At 72.3% G+C, this 22925-nt stretch carries 17 protein-coding genes; 6 read left to right on the plus strand and 11 right to left on the minus strand.

Translation table 11 applies throughout. The features are described from left to right. The first annotated feature begins 86 nt into the window (after nucleotides 1-86). Nucleotides 87-1364: an MFS transporter gene (locus tag CcI49_RS34900; RefSeq protein WP_083749897.1), complete on the plus strand. Its 1278-nt coding sequence runs from the start codon at nucleotides 87-89 to the stop codon at nucleotides 1362-1364. A 21-nt stretch (nucleotides 1365-1385) separates the two neighbouring features. Next, a complete protein-coding gene (locus CcI49_RS34905; RefSeq protein ID WP_158230862.1) occupies nucleotides 1386-2258 on the plus strand; it encodes an NAD(P)-dependent oxidoreductase in 873 nt (290 codons plus the stop codon). 151 nt (nucleotides 2259-2409) lie between these two features. On the opposite strand, the gene CcI49_RS34910 is transcribed toward CcI49_RS34905, so the two are convergent. From CcI49_RS34910 to CcI49_RS34965, 11 genes are all read right to left on the minus strand, one after another. Then, nucleotides 2410-4200 carry a GGDEF domain-containing protein gene (locus tag CcI49_RS34910; RefSeq protein WP_076833783.1) on the minus strand — a complete coding sequence of 597 codons (1791 nt, stop codon included), beginning with the start codon at nucleotides 4198-4200 and terminating at the stop codon, nucleotides 2410-2412. Between the two features lie 103 nt (nucleotides 4201-4303). After that, nucleotides 4304-7240 carry an ABC transporter substrate-binding protein gene (locus tag CcI49_RS40200; protein ID WP_083749898.1) on the minus strand — a complete coding sequence of 979 codons (2937 nt, stop codon included), beginning with the start codon at nucleotides 7238-7240 and terminating at the stop codon, nucleotides 4304-4306. A 6-nt stretch (nucleotides 7241-7246) separates the two neighbouring features. Next, nucleotides 7247-7852, minus strand: coding sequence for a TetR/AcrR family transcriptional regulator (locus CcI49_RS34925; RefSeq protein WP_083473680.1), 606 nt, complete (start codon nucleotides 7850-7852; stop codon nucleotides 7247-7249). A 92-nt stretch (nucleotides 7853-7944) separates the two neighbouring features. Next, nucleotides 7945-8379, minus strand: coding sequence for a nitroreductase family deazaflavin-dependent oxidoreductase (locus tag CcI49_RS34930; RefSeq protein WP_076833747.1), 435 nt, complete (start codon nucleotides 8377-8379; stop codon nucleotides 7945-7947). Continuing rightward, a complete protein-coding gene (locus tag CcI49_RS34935) occupies nucleotides 8379-9626 on the minus strand; it encodes a cytochrome P450 (protein ID WP_076833787.1) in 1248 nt (415 codons plus the stop codon). The genes CcI49_RS34930 and CcI49_RS34935 overlap by 1 nt, the downstream gene beginning before the upstream one ends. Nucleotides 9627-9658: 32 nt before the next feature. Next, the gene (locus CcI49_RS34940; protein WP_083749899.1) at nucleotides 9659-10453 is read right to left on the minus strand and encodes an SDR family NAD(P)-dependent oxidoreductase; all 795 of its coding nucleotides are present in this window, start codon (nucleotides 10451-10453) and stop codon (nucleotides 9659-9661) included. After that, complete coding sequence (locus CcI49_RS34945; protein ID WP_076833749.1) at nucleotides 10454-11662, minus strand: amidohydrolase family protein; 1209 nt, start codon at nucleotides 11660-11662, stop codon at nucleotides 10454-10456. It abuts the gene before it with no gap. Beyond that, entirely contained in the window at nucleotides 11659-13131 is a 1473-nt protein-coding gene (locus CcI49_RS34950; protein ID WP_076833751.1) for an aldehyde dehydrogenase family protein, read from the minus strand. The genes CcI49_RS34945 and CcI49_RS34950 overlap by 4 nt, the downstream gene beginning before the upstream one ends. Nucleotides 13132-13139: 8 nt before the next feature. Further along, nucleotides 13140-14381 (minus strand): thiolase family protein, encoded by a 1242-nt coding sequence (locus CcI49_RS34955; RefSeq protein WP_076833753.1) that lies wholly within the window; start codon nucleotides 14379-14381, stop codon nucleotides 13140-13142. Further along, on the minus strand, nucleotides 14378-14854 hold the full coding sequence (locus CcI49_RS34960; RefSeq protein WP_076833755.1) for an OB-fold domain-containing protein: 477 nt from the start codon (nucleotides 14852-14854) through the stop codon (nucleotides 14378-14380). Before CcI49_RS34960 ends, CcI49_RS34955 begins: the two co-directional genes overlap by 4 nt. Then, nucleotides 14851-16080: a CoA transferase gene (locus tag CcI49_RS34965; protein ID WP_076833792.1), complete on the minus strand. Its 1230-nt coding sequence runs from the start codon at nucleotides 16078-16080 to the stop codon at nucleotides 14851-14853. Before CcI49_RS34965 ends, CcI49_RS34960 begins: the two co-directional genes overlap by 4 nt. A gap of 265 nt (nucleotides 16081-16345) precedes the next feature. Here CcI49_RS34965 and CcI49_RS34970 point away from each other — a divergent pair, with 265 nt between their 5' ends. From CcI49_RS34970 to CcI49_RS34985, 4 genes are read left to right on the plus strand one after another with little or no spacing between them, the layout of a single operon-like run. Beyond that, nucleotides 16346-17755 (plus strand): ABC transporter substrate-binding protein, encoded by a 1410-nt coding sequence (locus CcI49_RS34970; protein ID WP_076833757.1) that lies wholly within the window; start codon nucleotides 16346-16348, stop codon nucleotides 17753-17755. 25 nt (nucleotides 17756-17780) lie between these two features. Then, on the plus strand, nucleotides 17781-20621 hold the full coding sequence (locus CcI49_RS34975; RefSeq protein WP_076833760.1) for a branched-chain amino acid ABC transporter permease/ATP-binding protein: 2841 nt from the start codon (nucleotides 17781-17783) through the stop codon (nucleotides 20619-20621). Further along, nucleotides 20621-21400, plus strand: a complete 780-nt coding sequence (locus CcI49_RS34980) for an ATP-binding cassette domain-containing protein (protein ID WP_054569238.1) — start codon at nucleotides 20621-20623, stop codon at nucleotides 21398-21400. The genes CcI49_RS34975 and CcI49_RS34980 overlap by 1 nt, the downstream gene beginning before the upstream one ends. Further along, nucleotides 21400-22857: an AMP-binding protein gene (locus CcI49_RS34985; protein WP_054569239.1), complete on the plus strand. Its 1458-nt coding sequence runs from the start codon at nucleotides 21400-21402 to the stop codon at nucleotides 22855-22857. The genes CcI49_RS34980 and CcI49_RS34985 overlap by 1 nt, the downstream gene beginning before the upstream one ends. Nucleotides 22858-22925: the final 68 nt, after the last annotated feature.

Raw genomic sequence — 22925 nt, forward strand, 5'->3', positions numbered from 1 at the left:
ATGGAGACGAGTGCCAGGCGTCACATCGGGCACCTCCGCTGGCCGGTATCGAACCGACAGGCGGTATAGAGCCGCTGGCAGTGCCCATGGCCGCGGGCAACGGGGATACCACTTCGGCTCGCCGCCCCTCGGCCCGATGGTCCCTCTCCGACCATCGCATCCTTGTTCTCGCGATCACCGCCRGAGCGGTCGCGGCAAATCTTTACTATGGTCAAACTCTTCTGGTCGACATGGCGCAGGGACTCGGCGTCGGCGAGTCCACCATCGGTGCGATCGTGGCATCCACCCAGCTGAGCTATGCGGTCGGTCTGGTGCTGCTGGTTCCGTTGGGGGATGTCGCCGACCGGCGGCGGCTGGTATCGATCCTGCTCGCCGCGACAATGGTCGTCCTCGCCGGCGTCGCCACCGCCCCCAACACGGCCGTGCTGCTCGTCGCCAGCATCATGCTCGGGCTGGTGAACGTCACACCGCAGATCGCGCTCCCGCTGGCGGTCCACCTGAGCAGGCCAGCCGACCGCGGGCGCGTCGCAGGCCAGATCATGACCGGACTGCTCACCGGAATCCTGCTCTCCAGAACGGTCGCCGGAATCATCGGCGGGCAGTTCGGCTGGCGCACGATGTACGGGTGCGCGGCGGTCTGGACCGCGGTTCTTCTGGTCGCCTGCCGCCGCGCTCTGCCCATATCACCAAAGACCACGGACTGGGCCTACCGGGACCTGGTCGCGAACACGTTCCTCCTCGCGGTTCGGACGCGTGGCCTTCGGCGTCCGATGCTCTACGGATTCCTGGCCTTCGCGGTCCTCACCGGCTTCTGGACCACGCTTCCCGCCCGGCTGTCCGGTGCTCCGTTCGAACGCGGGCCCACGACGGTGGGGCTTATCGCGCTGATCGGGGTCGGCGGTGCGCTGGTAGCGCCACGAGCCGGCCGTATCGCGGATATGGGCCGCGGGCGCCTGGTGACCCTCTGCGGGCTCCTGATGATCGCTTCGTCTTTCTGTGTTCTCGCCGCCGGCCGCTCGAGCCTGGTGGTGCTGGCTCTCGGGGTCGTTCTGCTCGACGTCGGTTACAGCGCGGCCAACAGCGCCAACCAGCAGCGAATATTCGCCAGTGCCGGGGAGACCGCCGCCCGCCTCAACACCATCTACGTGGTGACGCTCTTCGCCGGCGGCACACTCGGTACGAATGCCGCTCTCGCGATCTGGCAGCAATGGGGCTGGAGCGGGGTATGCCTGTTCGGCGGACTGCTGGCCTCCGCCGGCGCCGCGGCGGCAACGACCGATTTCGATTTTCGTGGCCGACGCGTCCGGGGCGACGGGCCGACTCCGTCCGAGATTCCGACGCGGCGTGAACAGTCCGTCAACTGACAAGAAATGGGTGATAGCACGATGCGTGTTTTTGTGGTCGGTGCCACCGGTGCCGCGGGCAGGCCGCTGGTGGACGCTCTCCTGGCAGCGGGCCACGAGATCACAGCGATGTCTCCGGGCCCACGGCTGGACCAGCTGCCTCCCGCCGTACGACGGCTGCGCGCGGGGCTGCTGGACGCGGATCTCGAAGACGTTCTGCCATCTCGGCTCGCAGGTCATGACGCGGTCGTCAACCTCGCCACGGCGGTACCAGCCGATGATGACGACCCACGTGGGTGGGATCTCGACTCGAGCATCCGCGAGACGGGTTCCCCGCGGTTGGCCAGGCTGGTCGCCCAGGTCGGCGTCCCGGTACTGGTCCAGCTCAGCATCAGCATGATCTACCCGGTGCGCGGCGCCGAATGGATCGACGAGTCGGTCCCCATCGACTCCGATCCCGAGCGGGCCGCTCTCGTCGGCCCGACCGCGGCGATGGAGGAAGCTGTCATCGAACTTCCCCGGACATGCGCCTGGACGATTCTGCGGGCCGCGCGTTTCGTCGGGCCGGCAACCATTCAGGATCGGCAGCGAGAGCTGCTGCGGGCGGGAAAACTCCCGATTCCCGGGGATGGCAGCACTTTCGTCTCCCATGTACACGTCGCGGACGTCGCGGACGCCGTGCTCGCGGTGCTCGACCGACGGCCGTCGGGTGAAATCCTCAACCTCGCCGCCGAGCCGGTGACCTACGAGTCATATCTGACCCGGCTCGCCCGGATCGACGGCGCCCCGCAACCAGCCGTCGACGCTGACCTCGAACCGGATCTGGACAACCAGCGGATCGACAGCGGCCGGGCACAGCGCCTTCTCGGCTGGACCGCACGGCGGGGGAACTGGCCGGAGGCGATCGCGGGCTGACCCGCGCTGCTGGGGCACGGGGCGGCTGGGGCACGTGGGCGGCTGGGGGCACGTGGGCGCCGGGCTCAGCCGGCCCTGACGCTGGCGCCGAGGCTGGCAACGTCGTAGGCGGCGTTGCGGCCGGTCAGCACATCGCAGCGAGCCGCCGCGGTCAAGCGTGGCCGTCCTCCGCCAGCTCCGGCCGGAAGACGGTCAGCTGACCCCCGCCCGTGGCCTTCGCGTGGTACATGGCGAGATCAGCCCGATGGAGGAGGGCCTCCGCCGAGACCGTCCCCGCATCCTCCTCCACCGTGACCAGACCGACGCTGGCGTCGACGCGGCACGGGCAGCTCCGCAGCTGGACCGGGGCGCGTACCGCGCGGGTCAGACGGCGCCCGACCGCCTCCGGATCCCGCGAGTCCGATTCGAGCAGGATGGCGAACTCATCCCCGCCGAGCCGGGCAACCGAGTCGCCCGGCCTGACCTGCCCGGCCAGCCGCGCGGCGACGACGCGCAGAAGTTCGTCGCCGGCCGCGTGCCCGAACCTGTCGTTGACACCCTTGAATCCATCCAGATCGCAGAAGAGGAGCGAGACCCGGTGCGGCCGGAGGCGGCGGTCGGCCAGCGCGCGATTGAGGCGGGCGACGAAGAGCGCGCGGTTCGCGAGCCCGGTCAGCGGGTCATGGAACGCGAGGTGGTGCAGCTCGTGCCGCTTCCCCTCGAGCTGGGTCAGCAGGTGTGCGTTGTCGGCCATCGTGGTCATCTGGCGGAGCACGGCCAGCAGGAGCAGGCCCAGCAGCCCCCACAGGGTCAGATCACGATCAAGGCTTCCGCTCACGGGCTGGAGATGGAAGATGGCGAACGCACCGCCGACCAGCAGCGGGATGTACGGCAGCACCCCGTGCCACCAGCGGTGACGTGCCGGCGAACGCGCGGGGGCCATCCCGTCGGCCGAACCTGCCCCCGCGGCCGCGCGGCCGTCCACCCGGACGGCGGCGGCGGTCTCCCAGCGGTCTGGCGGCAGGCGCCCGGTGGCCGGCACAGGCCCGCCGGGACGGAGCAGGGCGGCGAGCGCGAGAAGCAGACCACTGCCCCCGAAGCCGAGATCCAGCACCCGCGGGACGTCGGCAAGCCCACGGACACCGGCATACATGTGCGACATGACGGACAGACAGAAGAGCATGATGCCGGATCCGACCAGCACCAGGCCAAGCGGCGACCGCGGCCTGCGAAACGCCGCGGTCAGGATGACCAGGACGATGAGCAGGGTCGCGACAGCCGCGACGGCCAGGGTCCCGGGCAGGCCCGGCGACACGGGTGAGTCCAGCGCCCGGTTCAGGATCAGCACCCAGCAGAGCAACGCCACCGCACCGACGACGATCAGGCCGTCCAGAACAGTGATCACGTGTAGCCGCCGGTTCGCCCCGTCGACCCGGGCGCGGGTCGCGTGGTCGTAGGGCTCGGACGGAAAGCACAGCAGGGCCGCCAGGCCGCACACCGTCGGTGTCAGGCCGAGCATCGCCAGCGGGGTCATGCTGGGCAGCGCGGGACCGCCGTTGATGACGTCCCGCGCGATCGCCCCTCCCGCCAGCGCGTTCRCCATGATCATGGCGGCGATGAGTAATCGCCAGGCCCGTTCCGCCCCGTGGTTGCGCAGACCAGCCCACACACAGATTCCCACCGCCACCGCCGAGAAGATCGGGCTCGTGAGGCGCACGAACGCGAGCTCGGTCCGGCCCTCCAGAACCAGCAGCGGGAGCGCGGAGCCGAGCAGGAGCAGCAGGATCGCGCCAGCGGCCCGGCGGAACGGGCGGTCCGCCTGTTCCCACAGGCGGTGCACCCATCCCGTGCGGTGCGGGGACGCCGACGGAGCCCGCCTGGCACCCCGGACAGCCGTGGGAACGACGGACTCGTCCCGGCCGCAGGGGGGCTCCCCGGTCCGCTCCGGGACGTGGCCCCGCATGGCCCCACCACCGCCCATGCCGCTGAGATTGCGTCGAACCGAGCGTGTCAACACACGCGGGACATCGCAACTACAGACCGGCGATCGCAGCTCGCTGCCGTCGTCAGCCGGTCCTGACGCCGAGGTTGGCGACGTCGTACGAGGCGTTGAGGCCAAGGTTCAGGTAGACGTTCGTCAGTCGCTCGCTGAAGAGGACCTGGGCGCGGCGGTGCACCAGCGGCACGAGGGCCGCGGTCTGCTGCACCAGCTGGTCCACCCTGGCCCAGCTGTCCGCCGCCGCCTCGGGATGCTCGGGATCGCTCCTCGCCGCCGCGACGTCGAGGGCGTCGTTGACCGCCCGGTCGTCGAGCTCCGAGATGTTGAAGTTGCCCTGCTGACGGATCTGCCGGCCGTCGACGATCTGGTGGAAGAAGGCGTAGCCGCTCGGCCAGTCCGGGCCCCAGTTGGTCAGCGCGAGCCCGATCCCGGCGGCGTGCACCTGGTCCGGCGCGCCCAGCGTGTCGTAGAAGTCCCCGGTCGCATAGGTCTTCAGCGTCACTTTGATGCCGATCTTGCCCAGGTCGTCCTGGATCGACTCGGCCGCCTTGACGTCAGCGGCGCGGTCAGGCACGGAGAGGGTGGTGGCGAAACCGTCCGGGTGGCCGCAGGCGGTGAGCTCGTCGCGCGCCCTGCCCAGGTCACCGCGCAGGCCGTCGCTCGGGTAGGCGCTGGAGCCGGTGTAGCCGGCGAGGGCCGGCGGCAGCAGGCCCGCGGCCCCGGTGCCGCCGAACGCGTCATAGCCGCGGAGGCTGGACTGCCGCGCCCGGTCGACCGCCCAGGCCACCGCGCGCCGGCAGTGTTCGTTGTCGAACGGCGCCTGCCTGGTCATAACAGCCAGGTAGCTCAGGTAGGGCAGGACGGTGACCTCGCTGCGTGCCTTCAGGGCCGGCTGCGCGGCGATCGCCGCGGTGGTCGACGCACCGACCGAGCCGCCGGAGATGTCGGCGTCGTAGGTACCCCTGATCAGATCGGCGTCGATCTCGTCCGCGGGGACGTCGAAGGCGACCGTGATCCGGTCGGGCAGCGCGGCCCGGTTCGGGTCGGTGGCGGCGACCCACCTCGGGTTGCGCACGAAGCTGATCGACTTGGCCGCCGTGTACGACTCGACCCGGTAGGGCCCGCTGGAGACCAGCCGCGTCGCGTCGTAGCCGGAGCCGGCCTCGCTGGTGACAAGGTCGGCCCTGGCGGGAATCGGCGCGGTCTGCGGCAGCGTGAGCAGGTAGGGGAAGTCGTCGAACGGCTCACGCAGGTGGAAGACCAGGGTGGTCTCGTCAGGCGTGTCGATCGAGGTGAAGCCCGCCAGGGGTTTGTCACGCGGCCCGGGGAACTCGGCCGGCGACTGGCTGAGCACCTCGCTGAGGTACCCCGGCGCGCCCCGGAGGACCAGCGCCTGGTCATAGCCACGGGCGATCGCGTACTTCACGTCCTCCGCCCGGATCACGGAGCCGTCCTGGAACGTCAGGCCGGCACGGATCCGGACCTTCCAGGTGATGCTGTCGACCCGCTCGGGCATGGCCGCCRCCAGGTCCGGCACCAGCTCGGTGCCGGCCGCCCCGGCCTCGGCCCGGTAGGTGAGCAGCGTCCGGGAGACCAGCCGCTGCATCGACCAGCAGGGGGCGAGGTAGGTAAGTCCCGGATCCCAGGAGTCACAGTCGCCGCCGCTCGCGACCAGGTTCAGGGTTCCACCGCTTTTCCCCGACGGCTGCCGTGGCGAAGGCGCCGCCGTGGCTGTCGCTGCCTCATCCCCGGCGAGCCGCTGGTGCCGGGAGGAGCCATCCGGCCAGGTGAGCAGCAGTCCGAGCCCGGTACCCACGGCGATGATCAACACGGTCGCCAGCGCAACGACCCGGCGGCGACCGAGGCGGCGGAGGCCGCGCGAACCCAGGTAGGGCGGACCGATCGCGATCCCGGTACCACGCGAACCGGGCGTGGCACCCGCCGGCGGGACCGGTGGCGCCCAGGCAGGTACGCCCGGTGGCGGCGGTGGGGTCGGCGCGGTCGGCGCGGTCAGCGGCGGCTGGGAAGTCAGCGGCGGCTGGGCGGTCGGCCGCATGGCTCGCCACGGCGCGCCTGGCGGCGGGAGTGCTGCCGGCGGGGCGGCTCGTGCGGCGTCGACGACCTCGTCGTCGAGGCGGACGGGGATACCGCAGTCCGCCAGCCAGCCCGGCCCGAAGCTCTGCGCCGCCGCCGCGGCCAGATCGAGCGCGAACGCGCGGGCGGACGGGTGCCGCTGCGCCGGGTCCTTCGCCAGCGCGCGCAGCACGACACCCGCCACCGGCGCCGGGGCCTCGACCAGCGGCGCGGGACGTCCCGCCAGATGCCAGTGCACCAGTGCGCCGGGAGTCGTCACCGGGCCCGACGGCCGGTGCCGCTCGAACAGCTCGTACAGCGTCACACCGAGCGCGTACAGGTCGGTGGCCGGGCCGAGCCCGCCCTCGCCGAACTGCTCCGGCGCCATGTAGGGCAGGGTCCCGACCAGCCCGGACGTCACCGAGGTCGACTCGGTGACGATCTTGGCGATGCCGAAGTCGGCGACCTTCACCAGCGAGCTGCCGGTGAACAGGATGTTCGCCGGTTTGATGTCGCGGTGCAGCACGCCGACCTGGTGCGCGGCACCGAGCGCCTCGGCCACGCACAGGCCGACCGCGCACGCCTGCCGCGGGCTGGTGGCGCGCAGCCGCCGGGAGAGGCTGCCGCCGGAGAGCTGCTCCATCACGATGATCCGCAGGTCGTCGTGCTCGAGATAGTCGTAGATCGCGACGACGTGCGGGTGGTCGAGCCGCGCGAGCACCCGCGCCTCGGCCGCGAACCGCCGGCGCACCTCGACGTCGGCGTCGCTGTCGGTGCCGCCGTCGACGTCCAGGATCTTGATGGCGACGCTGCGCCCCAGCTGGCGGTGCCGGCCGGACAGCACGACACCGAACCCGCCCTGCCCGAGCGGCCCCCCGATCTCGTAGCCGGGCAGGGCCCGCTCGACGCTTTCGCGACGAGGTGGGCGCATATTGCCTTATTCTGCGCCCTTTCCTGCCAGCGGTGTGGCCGGCGGGGCCAGGGCCCCGAAACCGCCGAGGCAGAACGCCCAGACCCGGGCGGCGACCTCGGCGGAGGATTCCTTGCGCGTCGCGAACGCGTAGTGATGGAAGACCGCTCTGACCAGCAGGTTGACCAGCTCACCGGTCTGGGCGGTGTCGATCGGGCCGATGAGGCCGCCGGCCTGGGCCGCCTCCAGCTCGCCAGCCACGAGATCGGCGAACGGGCGGGTCGCGTGGTCGACCTCGTCCGGGTAGAGCTGGTACAGCCGCCAGTGCTCGGCGGTGATGAACCGCGCACCGCGGACGGCGCCGTCCTCGCTGCCGAGTGAGTGCAGGGCGGCCTCGATGTACCTCCGCATGCGGGCGAGCGGGTCCGGCTCGCCGGCCGCGGACTCCTGGTAGCGCACCACCTGCCCGCTGATGACGTCCTCGATGACGGCGAGCATGAGCTGGTCCTTGCCGGGGAAATGCCGGTAGAACGTCTGCATCGCGATGCCGGCCTCCTTCACGAGGTCCTGCGTCGTGAAGGAGGAACCCCGGCTGGCGATCAGCCGCTTCGCGGCATCGACGATCACCGTCATCTGCTGCACGCTGCGCGACCGGGACCGCTGTACCAGCGGCGACCGGTCCGCGGCACGATCGGCCCAGGACACCCCTCCGACGGTACCGGGGGCTACGCGGGCGTCAGCACCACCACGGGTATCGGTCTCGCTGTTCTGGCCTGGTAGGCGTCGTAGTTCGGCCAGACCTCGGTCATGATCTTCCACAGTCGGGGCTTCTCCTCGTCGGAGGCCGTCCGCGCGACCACCGACAGATGTTCGGCACGGACCTGGATCTCCGCCGCCGCCTGATCGGTGAGGTTCAGATACCACTGCGGGGCGGCGGGTGCGCCGCCTTTCGAGGCCACCACAAGGTAGTCCGCCCCGTCCCGCCCGAAGATCAGCGCGGATGTCCGCGGCTGGCCGGAGCGGCGGCCGACGGTGGTGAGCAACAGGGTGGGCACGCCGTTCCACTCGTAGCCCACCTCCCCGCCGGTCTCCCGGTAGCGCGCCACATGCTCCGCGCCGACGAGAGCCAGATCCGGCGGCCGGTAGCCGGCTTCACTCATCAGGAACCTCCGAAGACGACGGGGATCTCGGTCGCGCCGCGCTCGTACATGCCGATCAGGCGCGGCGGGGTGGCCAGCGGGTCGAGGCGCAGGTTCGGCAGCCGGTCGAGCAGCGCGCCGATACCGACGCTGATCTCGGCCCGGGCGACGTGCATGCCCAGGCAGATGTGCGGCCCGCCGCCGAAGCCGAGGGAGCGCTTCATGGGGCGGAAGATGTCGAACTCGTCGGGGCGCTCCCAGCGGGCCGGGTCGCGGTTCGCCGCGCCCAGGCACAGGTGCACCAGGGCACCGCGCGGGATCCGCTGCCCGGCGAGCTCGACGTCCCGGGTCGCGAAACGGGAGAACATCGGGTCGGTGGGCGACCAGCGCAACGACTCCTCCACGGCCGGGCGCAGCAGGGAGCGGTCCGCGCGGACGGCGTCGAGCAGCTCCGGCCGCCGCAACAGGGCGGTCAGCGTGATGCCCATCTGCTTCCAGGTGGTGCCGGAGCCGGCGAGCAGCAGCAGTACGGCGAACGTGTAGATCTCGGTGTCGGACAGGCGGTGCCGCGTCCCGTCCTCGTCGGTGATCTCCGCCGCGACCAGGGTGCTGATGAGATCGTCCTGGGGCTGTTCGCGCCGCGCCGCGACGATCGGGGCGAGCGCGCGAATCACCTGCGGCGGGTCGGTGAGCACCTCGCGGATGTGCAGCGCCTCCTCGACGGGCACCCCGAAGCTGCTGGTGATCGTCAGCACCGGGATCGCCGCGCAGAAGTCGACGTTCAGCTCCGCGGAGCCGTTGTCGGCGAACCGGTCGATGAGTGCGTGCACCGTCTCCTCGATCCAGTTCGTGATCCACCAGCCGGCGCGGGCCGGGACGAACGACGGCTGGACGAGGGCACGGTACCGGCGGTGCTGGGCGCCGCCCATTGACAGCATGCTGCTGGCGGTGCCGATCCCCCCTCCGGTCGGGTCGACGGCTTCCGGCGACGAGGCGAAGGTCTCGCTGTCGCGGAAGACCCGGTCGCACTCGTCGAACGAGAAGACCGAGAAGTGCGGCCGGTCCGGGTAGGGCAGGCCCTGGAACATCGCCGGGCGGGGGTACCCGGTCAGCTCGTGGACGGTGCCCTCGTGCACCGGCCCCCGCTCCCGCAGCTCCCGCCAGACCGGGTTGGGGTCGTCCTCGTAGTCGCCGCCGCTGCGCACGTTGTAGCTGCTGCGCAGGTCGAACAGCGTGCGGATGCGGTCGGGGTCGAGCACCTGGCCCATATCGCTCACCGCGGGCACCTCAGTCACCTCGGTCACCTCGCCACGTATCCGCCGTCGATCGGGACGAGCACCCCGGTGATGTTGGCGGCCCGGTCGGACACCAGGAAGGCCGCGGTCTCGGCACAGTCCTCGGCGGTGATCGGACGTCCCAGCGGATGCGTGGCCCCGACCTGGCGAGCGGCCGCGGCCGTGGTCTCGGCGTCGCCGCCGAGGCCACCGGCGGCCATGAAGCCGGTGTAGGGCATGCCGGCCGGGCAGATGGCGTTCGCCCGGATCCCGAACGGCGCGCCCTCGATGGCGACGGCCCGGGTGAGCTGGTGCACCCCGCCCTTGGTCGCCCCGTACACCGAGCCGCCCCAGCCGACGAGGCCCGCGACCGAGCCGGTGTTGAGGATGACCCCGCCGCCGCCCTGGCTCTTGAACCGGATCACGGCGTGCCGGCACCCGAGGAAGACCCCGCGCAGGTTGACCGCCACCAGGCGCTCGAAGTCCTCGACCGTGTGGTCCTCCAACCTGGCCCCGAGCCGCGGGGTCGGGATACCGGCGTTGTTGAACACGACGTCGAGCGCACCGAACCTCTCCGCAGCGAGGTCGAGGGCGCCCACGACGTCCTCCTCCACGGAGACGTCGCAGCGCACCGGCTCGGCGCGGCCGTCGGCACCGGCCTTCTCGATCTCGCGAACGGTCTCCTCGGCGCCGTCGAGGCTGATGTCCGCGCACACCACGCGGGCACCCTCGGCGGCGAAGCGCAGGGCGGATGCCCGACCCACCCCCGAGCCCGCTCCGGTGACGACGGCGACCTTCCCGTCGAGTAGCAGGCCTGCCACTCAGACCCCGCTCAGCACGGGCGGGGTGGCGGGGGTGAAGCGGTAGAGCCGCTCGGCGTTACCCCGCAGGATCTTGTACTGGGTCTCGGCCGGCAGGTGGCCGATGATGCCCTTCACCGTCTGGATGCAGTTGGGCCAGGTGGAGTCGGAGTGCGGATAGTCCGTCTCGCACATGATGTTGTCCTCGCCGATCTCGGCGATGCTGGCGATGCCGTGGTGGTCCTCGATGAAGCAGCCGAAGACGTGGTCGCGGAACGTCGCACGCACGTCGAACGTGTCCAGGTCGATGGCGCCGGCGGCGCCGTGGTCGTTCCAGCGCGCACCCTTCTTCACCCAGTGCCGCTGTTTGTCGAGCACCTGCTCGGCGCGCTCCAGGTAGTACGGCATCCAGCCGATCTCACCCTCGGACAGCGCAATCTTCAGGTTCGGGTGGCGCTGGAACATCCCGGAGAACAGCCAGGACAGCATCGCGCCGGACGTGCGCATGGCACCCCAGGTCAGGTTCGCCATGAACGGCGCGTCCGGGGCGATCTTCGGCACCTGCGACGACGAGCCGACGTGCATCGACACGACCATCTCCAGGTCGTTGGCCGCGGCCATCACCGGCTCCCAGTAGCCGGACGGGTCATGGATGGTCGGCAGGCCGAGCGGGGCCGGGTTCTCGGAGAACGCGAACGTCGTCGCGCCCTTCGCCGCGCAGCGCTCCAGCTCCTTCACGGCCAGGGCCGGGTCCCACAGCGGAATCAGGACGAGCGGGATGTACCGGCCGGGGGCCGCACCGCACCATTCCTCGAGCATCCAGTCGTTGTAGGCCTTCAGGCAGACCAGCCCGAACTCCCGGTCGGACGCCTCCATGAACAGCTGGCCGCAGAAGCGGGTGATGGTCGGGAAGCACAGCGAGGCCAGGATGCCGGCCCGGTCCATGTCCTTGATCCGCTCCGCGGCGTCGTAGCAGCCCGGGCGCATCTCGCTGTACCGCAGCGGCTCCGGGGAGAACTCCTCCTTCTCCTTCCCGGCCACCGCGGACAGTCCCGAGCTGGGGAACTTCTTGCCGTCGTACACCCAGAAGTCCATGCCGGTGTCGTCGAACTCCATGTGCGGGGCACGGTCGCGGTCCTTCGCCGGCACCCGGTCGAGCCACAGGTTGGGCGGTTCGAGCACGTGGTCGTCGACCGAGATCAGCCAGTCGAGCGAGAGGGTGTCTGTCATGACTGCTCCTTGATCGCGAGGTGCTTGACCTCCTGGAAGGCGCGGATTCCGTCCGGCCCGCGCTCGCGGCCGAGGCCGCTGTGCTTGTAGCCGCCGCTCGGGGCGTAGGCGCTGAACATTCCGCCGACGTTGACGTTGACCGCCCCGGTGCGCAGCCGGCGGGCCACCGCGGTCGCCGCGGGCAGGTCGGCGCCGTAGACCTGCCCGGACAGGCCGTAGTCGCTGTCGTTGGCGATGCGCACCGCGTCGTCCAGGTCGCGGTAGCCGAGGATGCTGATCACCGGCCCGAAGATCTCCTCGCGGGCCGCGGGATTGGTGTTGTCGGGCAGGTCGAGCACGGTGGGCTCGAAGTAGTAGCCGCGTTCCAGCCCGGTCGGGCGGCCACCGCCGAAGGCGACCTTGCCGCCGTGCTCCTGGGCGGCGGCGACGAACCGCTCACAGCGTTCCCGCGCCGCGGCGTTGATGAGCGGCCCCATCCGGGCTGCCGGGTCGCTGGGCGGACCGACGGTGATGGCCGCGTAGGCCCGCGACACCGCCTCGACGACCTCGTCCTTGCGGTCGGCGGGGACGAGCATGCGGGTCGCGGCGACGCAGGCCTGCCCGGCTGTCATCGCCACCACCGCCGCGGCACCCGCCGCGGCCCGGCCGACCGCATCCGGCAGGTAGATCTGCGCCGACTTGCCGCCGAGCTCCAGGGCCACCCGCTTCACCGTCGGCGCCGCCTGGGCGAGGATGCGCCGGCCGACCGCGGTGGAGCCGGTGAACGAGACCATGTCGACGGCGGGATGGCTGGTGAGCAGCTCCGCCCCGGCGGCGCCGCCTTCCACCACCACGCTCAGCGCGCCCGCCGGCAGCCCGGCCGCCTGGGCCGCCGCGCCGAACAGCAGCGACGAGACCGGGGTGAGCGGGCTGGGCCGCAGGATCACCGAGTTGCCCGCCATCAGCGCCGGGATCAGCTTCTGGAAGGCCATGATGATCGCGCCGTTGTATGGCGTGATGGCGCTGACGACACCCACCGGCTCGTGCCGGCGGATGCTCAGGACCCCGCCCGCGCGCACCAGCTCGTCGACGGGCACCGGGTTGGTGTCCTCGTGTGGCATCGACAGGTAGAGGTCGATGGTGCCGCGGGCCAGCGCGACGCCGGCGCCGAACTGCGCGCGCTCGGCGAAGGAGACGGGCTGCCCGGCCTCGGCGACCATGGTGGCGATCAGCGCGTCGCGGCGGGCCACCACATGGTCGACCAGGGCGTGCAGCACCTGGGCCCGCGCGGCCGGCGGGACGTCCGCCCACTCCCCCGCGTCGAAGCACCGCCGAGCCTCGACGACGGCGCGCTCGATCTCGGCCAGCGGCGCGACGGCCACGTCGGTGACGTGCGACTCGTCCGCCGGATTCTCGACGGCGAGCGTCTCGTCACCGTCCACCCAGCTGCCGGCGATGTAGGAGCATCGCTCGGCGATGAGGTCGGGCACTGGCTGTCTCACCTTCTCGGCTCGGCCGTGTAGACGACGGCGCCGCCGTAGTGGGGGGAGGAGTGGCAGGCGAGGCCGACGGCCGCGCCGACACGCTGGCGGTCACCGGCCCGTCCGGAGAGCTGCAGGTAGCACTCGAGCATCTGCGGGATGCCGTGCATCCGGCCGTTGCCGAGCGCGCCGCCGCCGGAGAGCACCGGCAGGGCGTCGGGGCGGTCGCTGTCGATCCGCCCGTCCTGGACGAAGCGGTGCGCCTCGCCGCGCGGGCAGAAGCCGAGGGCCTCCAGCCAGAAGTAGACGAACGGGGAGAACCCGTCGTACAGCTGCGGCAGGTCGACCTCGTCCGGGCCGACCCCGCTGCTCTCCCACAGCCGCCGGGCGGTCTCGGCACCGACGTCCATGATGTCGTCGAGCGGCCAGTGCAGCGGCAGCCGCCGGGTCGCCGGCAGCCCGCTGGCGTAGCCGGCGACGTACACCGGCCGGTGCGGCAGGTCGGCGGCCCGCTCGGCCGAGGTGAGGACGAACGCCGCCACCCCGTCGACGGGGATGTCGCAGTCGTACCGGCAGACCGGGTCGCTGATCATCGGCGCGGCCAGGTACTCGGCGGCGGTCAGCGGGCGCTTGTACCAGTAGGACCACGGGATGCGGGCGCCGTTCTTGCGCGCCTCGACGAGGACGGCCGCCATCGCCTCGCGCCGCGCGCCGTACCGCTGGAGGTACTCGGTGTAGGGCAGGCCGATCATCGCCAGCGGGCCGAAGAAGCCCTGCGGGGCCGTCCACTGCGCCGGGCCGGCGGCGCGTTCCATGGTGTTGGCGTGGTACTTCCCGGGCGGGTTGTGCAGCGCCCGGTAGACCAGCACGTTGTCGGCGGCGCCGCTCGCGACGGCGTTGACCGCCATCCCGACCATGCCCGGGATCTGCCCGATGCCGTGGAAGCCGGCGACGTACCGTGGCACGTCGCCGCCCCCGCCCCCGGCCCCGGCCCCAGCTCCGCGGAGCCGCTCCGCCAGCCAGGTCGCCGGCACCGAGCTGACACCGTCCTGGACGTCGTGCGACCCCGCGGTGGGGAACAGCGCGGAGGTGACCACGCCGTCGATGTCCGCGCAGGTGAGCCCGGCGTCGGCTACCGCGGCGCGGGCGGTCTCCAGCGTGATCGCCCCGAGGGGACGTCCGGCGTGGCGCTGGATGGCGCTCTGCGCGTACCCGACGACGGCGACCTTGCCGCGGGCGGTGAACCCCCGCCCGGTCACGGCTCCTCCCCCGGCCGCGCGGCGGCGGCGAGGGCGAAGGCGGGGATGGCGACCCCCGGTGCCACGTCCTCGAAGCCGACCCGGACCGGAGCGCCGAGGCGCAGCGGCTGCGCAGGGCCGTCGGGGCTCGCGGGGCTTTCGAGGGCGGCGGGGCCGTCCAGCAGGCGGCCGATCATGCGCAGCTCGGGCTGCTCGGCGAGCTCGACGTCCACCAGCACGAACGGCACCTCGGTGGCGAACCCCGGCAGGCCCGACTGGCGGATCACCGTCCACGAACGGACCGTGCCGCGGCCGCTGACCGGCTCGAAGGCGTAGTCCGGGTCGGTGCTGCCGCAGTGCGGGCAGGCCTGGTCGGGCGGCAGCGCGAACGACCCGCAGCGGGCGCAGCGGGCGATCGCCAGCACATCGCCGGCCGCCGCGGCCCAGTAGGGCGCGGAGATCTCGTCGGGAACCGGTAAGGGGCGGGTGGTCACGGGATCACTCCCGCCTCGGCGAGCTCACCGATCTGCTCCCAGGTGTAGCCGAGCTCCAGCAGCACCGACTCGGTGTGCTCACCGTACTCGGGAGCCCGCCGCAGGTCGGGCGGGCGCTCGTCGATCTGCACCGGGCCGGTCGGCAGCCGGTAGGACGGGCCGGTGTCCGCGCCCGCCTCCCCGGGACGGACCTCGCCGAGATAGTCGTTGGCGAGCACCTGCGGGTCGGTGAGCAGCTCCTCGACGGCCTGCACCGGCGCCCAGGGCGCGTCGATCCCGGCGAGCAGGTCCTTCCACTCGGCGAAGGTCCGGTCGGCGAAGACCGCCGCGATCGTGGCGACGCAGGCCTCCCGGTTCGCCGCGCGGGCGGCCAGGTCGGTGAAGCGGGGGTCGGTGACGAGGTCGTCCCGGCCGACGAGGCGGCAGAAGTCGGCCCAGTAGCGGTCCGGTTCCAGGAACACGAGCTGGATGTGCCGGCCGTCCTTGGTGCGGTAGGGACCGACGAGCGGATTGCGGTACGCGGCGGCGCCGGACGCGGCTCGCGGCGTCTGGCCGGCGAGGGCGGAGAGCACGTCGGAGGACAGCGTCCACATGGCGGTGGCGAGCAGCGAGACGTCCACGACGGAGCCGCGGCCGGTGCGCTCGCGCCGTAACAGCGCCGCGGCGATCCCGAACGCGAGCGCCGTCGCCCCGTTGCGGTCCCCCATGGCGCCCCGCTGGCTGATCGGGACGTCCTGCCCGGGCGGGGTGAGGACGTGGGCGAGCCCGCCCTGCGCCCAGAAGGCGGACGAGTCGTAGCCGGGCCGGTCTGCGCCGGGGCCGCGGGCGCCGAAGCCGTGCCCGCGGGCGTAGACGAGCTTCGGGTACCGGGCGGTCAGCGTCTCGGCGTCGAGCCCGAGGCGGCGCAGCGCGCCCGGCCGGAAGTTGGTGAGGAAGACGTCGGCGGTGGCCAGCAGCTGGTCGAGCACGCGGCGGCCCGGCTCGGTGCGCAGGTCGAGGGCGAGGGAGCGTTTGCCCCGGTTGGCCAGGGCGATGGAGAGGTTCACCCCGCCGGCGCCGTCGGTGCCGATGCCCTGGGTCGCCAGTCCCCGGTAGGGGTCTCCCTCCGGGCGCTCGACCCGGACGACGTCGGCGCCCCAGTCGGCCAGCAGCGCGCCGGCGACCGGCACGAACACCCACTGGGCCAGCTCGATCACGCGGACACCGCCGAACGCGGGATCGTCCACGCCGGCACCTCCCTCGGCCACTCGACAGGCAAGCAAGCTTGTGGTGCGTGAATGTAGAACGTCACTCTCACATTTGTGAAGACGTTGACTTCTCGAAATGTGCGTGCAAGCATCCACCGCCAAGCCGGCAGATCAGCTCGGCCCGCCCGGCTGACCGAGCGTCCAGGCAGGTCAGCCCACCCGATTTCGAACCGCCACGAGCCGCTGTGGACCGCCCGCGGCGCGGCGGGACCACCCATCACGACAGACCCGGGGCAGGTTGCACATGCGCAGAAGTGGCAGGACAACCAGGCAGCGCGAACTACCGGCGTTATCCACCTCACCGGTCCTACCCGCCTTACCGGCGCCGACGGCCGCACCGGCCCTCCCGGCTCATCCGGGCCTCCCAGCCCTCGCGGTTCGAGGCCGTTCGGCCGCCCGAGCCCGGCTGGCGCTGACGGCGTCCGCGGTCGCCGTGCTGCTGGCGGTGACCGCCTGCGGGGACGACGCGGACGACGGCCAGGGCGCCGCGACGGGTGCCGCGGCGACGGGTGCGGCGAGCACCGCCGACGCACTCGGGCCGGCGGCGCCGGCGAGCGGCGAGCCGGTGCGGATCGGGCTGGTCACGGGGCGCGGGGCGTCCGGCGACCTCAACATCGAGAAGGACGTCGCCGAAGCGACCGTCAAGTACCTCAACGAGCACCGCTCCGGCATCGCCGGCCGGCCCGTCGAGCTCGTCCTCTGCGAGACGCTCGCTGACCCGGGCAAGGGCGCCGACTGCGGCAACCGGATGGTCGAGGAGAACGTCGCCGCGGTCGTCGTCGGCTCCACACCCGTGCTGGAGAGCGTCTGGCAGCCGATCAACCAGGCCGGGCTGCCCGCGGTCTTCTTCGGCGCGAGCGGCAATCGCATCCTCGGTGACACCAAGGCCACGTTCGCGCTCACCGATCCGACGTTCCCCGTGTCCGGCGTGCCGATCGCGCTGGCCAAGGAGCACAAGACCACCAAGGTCACGGCCGTCGTGATCGACGTGCCGTCCTCCCGGGCGAGCTACCAGGCGGCCGTGGCCGTCTACAAGGCCGCCGGCATCGACCTGACGATCGTCCCCGTCCCGCTGGGCACCGCCGACATGACCCCGCAGATGCGCAAGCTCGCCGGCGACGACCCGGGCGTCGTGCACATCCACGGCAACGACTCGTTCTGCATCTCGGCGCTGAACGGCCTGCGCGCCGTCGGCTACGACGGCCCGATCTCGATGATCGGGCAGTGCGTCACCGACGCCACCCGCAAGGCGGTGCCCGCCAGCTACCTGGAAGGCGTGTCCGTCGCCGCCAACAGCCCGATCGGCACCGACAACCCGTCGACCCGGCTCTACCAGGCGGTCGTGACCACCTACGGCAAGGACATCGACCCCAGCAAGCCGTCCGGCGTGAACATCTTCACGACCCTGGCCGGGTTCCAGGCCAGCCTCGCGAACCTGACCGGCGACGTCACGCCGACGTCCGTCATCACCGCGATGAAGGCGATGCCGGCGACGGAGCTGCCCGGCGGCGGCGGCCTGAAGATCCGGTGCAACGGCCACGCCGTCGCCGGCTCGCCGGCGGTGTGCGGCCGCGGCGGCCTGCTGACCACCCTCGACGACGCGGGCGAGCCGACGGAGTACAAGCTCGTCGGCGCGACGCCGATCGAGGACTGACCCGAACCGGCATCGGGAGTTCCCCATGGACCATGTCGCTTCGCTTCTGCTCGGGCTCGGCAACGGCGGCGTCTTCGCGGCGCTCGCGCTCGCGCTCGTGCTCACCTACCGCAGCTCGGGGGTCATCAACTTCGCCACCGGGTCGGTGGCCCTCTACGTCGCCTACACCTATGGCTCGCTGCGCGAGGGCGAGCTGCTGATCCCGGTGCCGGGGCTGCCGAAGACCGTGGACGTCGGCGGGAGCCTCGGGCTGGTTCCCGCCGTCGCGATCGCACTGGTCGTCGGGGCGCTGCTCGGCGCCCTGCTGTACCTGCTGGTGTTCCGGCCGCTGCGGGAGGCCCCGCCGCTGGCCCGGGCGGTCGCCTCGCTGGGGGTGCTCGTCGTCGTCGAGTCCGTGATGGCGATCAGGATCGGCGGTGAGCCGGTCAGCGTCGAGGCGATCTTCCCCGAGGACCGCTGGACGCTCGGCTCGCTGACCGTGCTCTCCGACCGGCTCTACCTGGCCCTCGCCGTCGTCGCCATCGCGCTCGCGCTGACCGCGGTCTTCCGGGCCACCAGGCTCGGCCTGCTCACCCGGGCGGTGGCCGAGTCGCAGACCGGCGCGTACGTCAGCGGGGCCTCCCCGGACCGGGTCGCGCTCGCCAACTGGATGATCAGCGGCACCGTGGCCGGCGCCGCGGGGATCCTCATCGCCCCGCTCAGCCCACTCACCCCGTCCAACTACACGCTGTTCGTGGTACCGGCGCTGGCCGCGGCGGTCGTCGGGGGCTTCCAGCACCTGTTCCCGACGGTCGCGGCCGGCCTCGCGATCGGGATGGTGCAGTCGGAGGCGCTCTCGCTGTCCGCCGACCACTCCTGGCTGCCCGAATCGGGGCTGGCGGAGCTGGTGCCCCTCCTTGTGATCATGGTGGCGCTGCTGGCCAGCCGGCGGGGCCTGCCAGTCCGCGGGTCGCTGGTGCGCCAGCCGCTCGGGCACGCGCCCCGCCCTCGGTCGCTGGCCCTGCCCACCCTCACCGGCACCGGCCTGGGCGTGCTCGCGCTGCTGCTCACCGACGGCACCTGGCGCAGCGCGGTGATCGGCACGTTCATCGGCGCGGTCATCGGGCTGTCCGTCGTCGTGGTCACCGGCTTCGCCGGGCAGGTGTCGCTGGCGCAGCTGGCCCTCGCCGGCTGCGCCGCGTTCACACTGTCCGGCCTCACCAGCGGCTGGGGCGTCCCCTTCCCCATCGCGCCGCTACTGGCCGCCCTGGTCGCGACAGCCGTCGGGGTGCTCGTCGGCCTGCCCGCGCTGCGGCTGCGCGGACTGACCCTCGGCATCGTCACCCTCGCCCTCGCCTACGCGATCGAGGCGGTCTGGTTCCGCAACTCCGACTTCGTCAGCTCGGACGGCGCCACCGTGGAGCAGCCGACGCTGTTCGGGCTCGACCTGGGCATCGGCAGCGGCCACGCCTTCCCCCGGCTGCCGTTCGGGCTGATGTGCCTGGCGGTGCTGGTCGCCGTGGCATGGGGCGTGGCACGGCTGCGGATGAGCGCGCTGGGCTCGGCGATGCTGGCGGTGCGCGCGAACGAGCGCTCGGCCGCCGGCATCGGGATCGACGTCGTCCGGGTCAAGGTGGTGAGCTTCGCGCTGGCGTCCTTCATCGCCGGCCTGGGCGGAAGCCTGCTCGCCTATCGCCGCGGTGTCGTGACCTTCGACTCGTTCAGCGCGATCGCCGGCCTGACCCTGCTGTCGACGGCCTACCTGGCCGGTGTCACCTCCGTCTACGGCGGGATTCTCGCCGGGGTGATGGGCGGCAGCGGGGTCGCGTTCGTCGCCATGGACCGCTGGGTCGACCTCGGCGACTGGTTCCCGGTGCTGTCCGGCCTGGGCGTGATCGGAGTGCTGATCGGCCACCCGGAAGGACTGGCCAGCGGCGGGCACCAGCTCGCCGGGCGGCTGCGCACGCTCGTCGGACGCATTGGCCCGCCCGGGCTCGGGGCCGCGAGGCACGCCGAACCCGGCTCCGCGGAGCCGACCGGAACGGCCGGGATGACGACGGCACCAGTGCCGTCGCCGCCGGCCGCCCGGACCGCGACACTGCGGGTCGACCACCTCACCGTGCGATACGGCGGTGTGCTGGCCGTCGACGACGTCTCGCTGCGCGTCGAGCCAGGGCAGATCGTCGGTCTCATCGGGCCGAACGGCGCCGGCAAGACCAGCGTGATCGACGCGATCACCGGATTCGCACGGGCGACCGGGACGGCGCACCTGGACGACGTCCGGATCGACACCCTGGCGACGCACCGGCGGGTCCGCCATGGCCTGGCGCGCACGTTCCAGGCGCTGGAGCTGTACGACGACCTCACCGTCGAGGAGAACGTCGGCGCCGCGCTGTCGGGTGTCCCCGGGCACGAGCGAAAGCATGCGCTGGAGCGCGCTCTGCACCTGGTCGGCATCGCGGACCGGGCCGACCGGCCGGCGAGCGCGCTCAGCCACGGCGAACGGCAGCTCGTGTCGATCGCCCGCGCCTGCGCCGCCGACACCCGGGTGCTGCTGCTCGACGAGCCCGCGGCCGGCCTCGACACCACGGAGACGGCCTGGCTCGGCGAGCGCATTCGGGCGATCAGCGCCTCCGGAGTCGGTGTGCTGCTCGTCGACCACGACGTCAGCCTGGTGCTGGGAATCTGTGACCACGTCTACGTCCTCGACTTCGGCAGGTTGATCGCGGACGGGGATCCCGAGCGGATCCGGGCCGACCGGGCCGTCATGGACGCCTACCTCGGCGCCGCGCAGCCGACCGCCGAGCCCGCCGCCGGACCCGCCGCCGGACCCGCGGCCGGACCCGCGGCCGAACCGGCTGCCGAGCCCGCCCCGGTGGTGACCTGATGACGTCGCCCCGGCTCACCTGCGCCGGCCTCACCGGCGGGCATGGCACCGCCACCGCGTTCCGCGACGTCGACCTGGCCGTGGAGGCCGGCTCCGTGCTGGCGCTGCTCGGGCCGAACGGAGCCGGCAAGACCACGCTGCTGCTCACCCTCGCCGGCCTGCTGCCGAGCCAGGCCGGCGCCGTCACCCTCGACGGCACCCGGCTTCCCGGCGGCCGGCCGACGGCGGCGAACCGCGCGGGGCTCGTCCTCGTCCCGGACAACCGGTGCCTGTTCACGACGCTGACCGTCGAGGAGAACATCCGGGTCGCGGCGCGCCGCGGCGGGCCGAAGCCGGCGGCGATGCTCGAGATCTTCCCCGACCTCGAGAAACGCTGGTCCCTGCCCGCGGGGGCGTTGTCCGGCGGTGAGCAGCAGATGCTGGCACTCGCCCGCGCGCTGGTGCAGCAGCCCCGGGTGCTCCTCGTGGACGAGCTGAGCATGGGCCTCGCCCCGCTCGTCGTCGAAGCCCTGTTCGCGACCGTGCGCCGGATAGCCGGTGAGCACGGCTGCGCGGTGGTGCTCGTCGAGCAGCACATCGGCCTGGCTCTCGGCGCGGCCGACTCCGCCGCGGTGCTGCGCGGGGGCACGGTCGTCCTGCACGGATCGGCCGACGACCTCGCCGCCGAGCCCGAACGCTTCGAGCGCGCCTACTTCGGCCCAGCCGGATCCGCTGCTGGATCCGCGGCCGGATCCACGGCTGGATCCGCACCCACATCCACGCCCAGGGAGGACGGCTAGTGGACACCGAAACCAGCAACGCGCGCCGCATCCGGGACCTCGCCGCGGCCCACCCGGACGAGGTGGCCCTACGTCACATCGCCCTCGACGGGACGAGGTCGGCGGCAACGTGGGCCGAGCTCGACCGCCGGTCGAGCCAGCTCGCCGGCGCGCTGGCGGATCGCGGGCTCACCGTCGGCGACCACCTCGGCATCGGGCTGCGCAACTCGCCGCAGTTCGTGCTGAGCGTGCTGGCCGCCTGGAAGCTCGGCGCGGTCCCGGTCCCGGTGCGCTGGGACGTCCCGGAGTGGGAGCTGACCCGGCTGCGGGCCGTGATCGACCCGCGGGTCTTCCTGGGCGACGCCGACCTCGGCTGGATCGACGCCACCGAGGGCGCGCCCGTCCCGGACCTGCCCGACGCCGTCTCGCCACAGATCAACGGCATCTGCAGCAGCGGCTCGACGGGCACCCCGAAGGTCATTCTCACCAACCGTCCGTCGCGCTACGACGAACGGCTGACCACGCCGTTCATCACCGCGTGGAACCCGGTGCCGCGCCCGCAGACGATCCTCGTCCTGGCGCCGATGTACCACGCGAACGGCCTGACAACGCTCTACAACCTCCTTGCCGGCGACCGGCTGGTCGTCATGGAGAAGTTCGACGCGGCCCGGGTCGTCGAGGTGATCGAGGCCTGCCGGGTCACCACGTTCACCGCCACGCCGACGATGCTGCAGCGCATCGCCGACCTGCCCGACATCGAGCAGCGGGACCTGACCAGCCTGGTGTGGATCCTGCAGGGAGCGGCCCCGATGCCGCCGTCGCTGGTACACCGGTGGGCGAAGCTGATCGGCCCGGAACGGCTCGTGATGGCCTATGGGATGACCGAGGGCCTCGGCCTCACCGCGCTGCGCGCCGACGAGTGGATGGCACACGAGGGCAGCGTCGGACGCCCGTTCCGCGACACCGAGGTGCAGGTGCTCGACGACGACGGCCGATCGCTGCCCGCCGGTGAGCCCGGGCTGATCTACCTGCGTTCCCGGATGTCGGCTGGCTACCGCTACCTCGGGGACGCATCCGCGCTGCGGGCCACCGCCGAGGGTTTCAGCACCGCCGGCGACGTCGGCTACCTCGACGCCGACGGATACCTCTACGTGCTCGACCGGCGCGTCGACATGATCGTCTCCGGTGGTGCCAACGTCTTCCCCGCCGAGGTGGAGGCCGCCCTCATCGAGCACCCGGAAATCGCGGACGTCGTCGTCATCGGCCTGCGGGATCCCGAATGGGGCCGGCGGGTCCACGCGATCGTCGAACCGGCGGATCCCGCGCATCCGCCGGTGGCGAGTGAGATTGTCGGATACGCAAAGAGCAGGCTGGCGCCCTACAAGGTCCCGAAGACCGTCGAGTTCGTCGACGCCATCCCGCGCAGCGCGGCGACGAAGGTCAACCGCGGCGCGCTCGTCGCCGCCCGGGAGGCCTGACCCGGAACGGACGCACGGACACGGACCAGGGACCAGGGACCAGGCAACGTCAAGCCGCAGTCAACGCA

Source organism: Frankia sp. CcI49, from assembly GCF_001983215.1.
GTDB classification, from domain to species: domain Bacteria; phylum Actinomycetota; class Actinomycetes; order Frankiales; family Frankiaceae; genus Parafrankia; species Parafrankia irregularis.

Bases quoted from the DNA above. Each gene is read 5' to 3' on its own strand.
- CcI49_RS34925 (WP_083473680.1), bottom strand. From the start codon at position 7,852: ATGACGGTGATCGTCGATGCCGCGAAGCGGCTGATCGCCAGCCGGGGT.
- CcI49_RS34970 (WP_076833757.1), top strand. From the start codon at position 16,346: ATGCGCAGAAGTGGCAGGACAACCAGGCAGCGCGAACTACCGGCGTTA.
- CcI49_RS34945 (WP_076833749.1), bottom strand. From the start codon at position 11,662: ATGACAGACACCCTCTCGCTCGACTGGCTGATCTCGGTCGACGACCAC.
- CcI49_RS34980 (WP_054569238.1), top strand. From the start codon at position 20,621: ATGACGTCGCCCCGGCTCACCTGCGCCGGCCTCACCGGCGGGCATGGC.
- CcI49_RS34930 (WP_076833747.1), bottom strand. From the start codon at position 8,379: ATGAGTGAAGCCGGCTACCGGCCGCCGGATCTGGCTCTCGTCGGCGCG.
- CcI49_RS34975 (WP_076833760.1), top strand. From the start codon at position 17,781: ATGGACCATGTCGCTTCGCTTCTGCTCGGGCTCGGCAACGGCGGCGTC.
- CcI49_RS34935 (WP_076833787.1), bottom strand. From the start codon at position 9,626: ATGGGCCAGGTGCTCGACCCCGACCGCATCCGCACGCTGTTCGACCTG.
- CcI49_RS34905 (WP_158230862.1), top strand. From the start codon at position 1,386: ATGCGTGTTTTTGTGGTCGGTGCCACCGGTGCCGCGGGCAGGCCGCTG.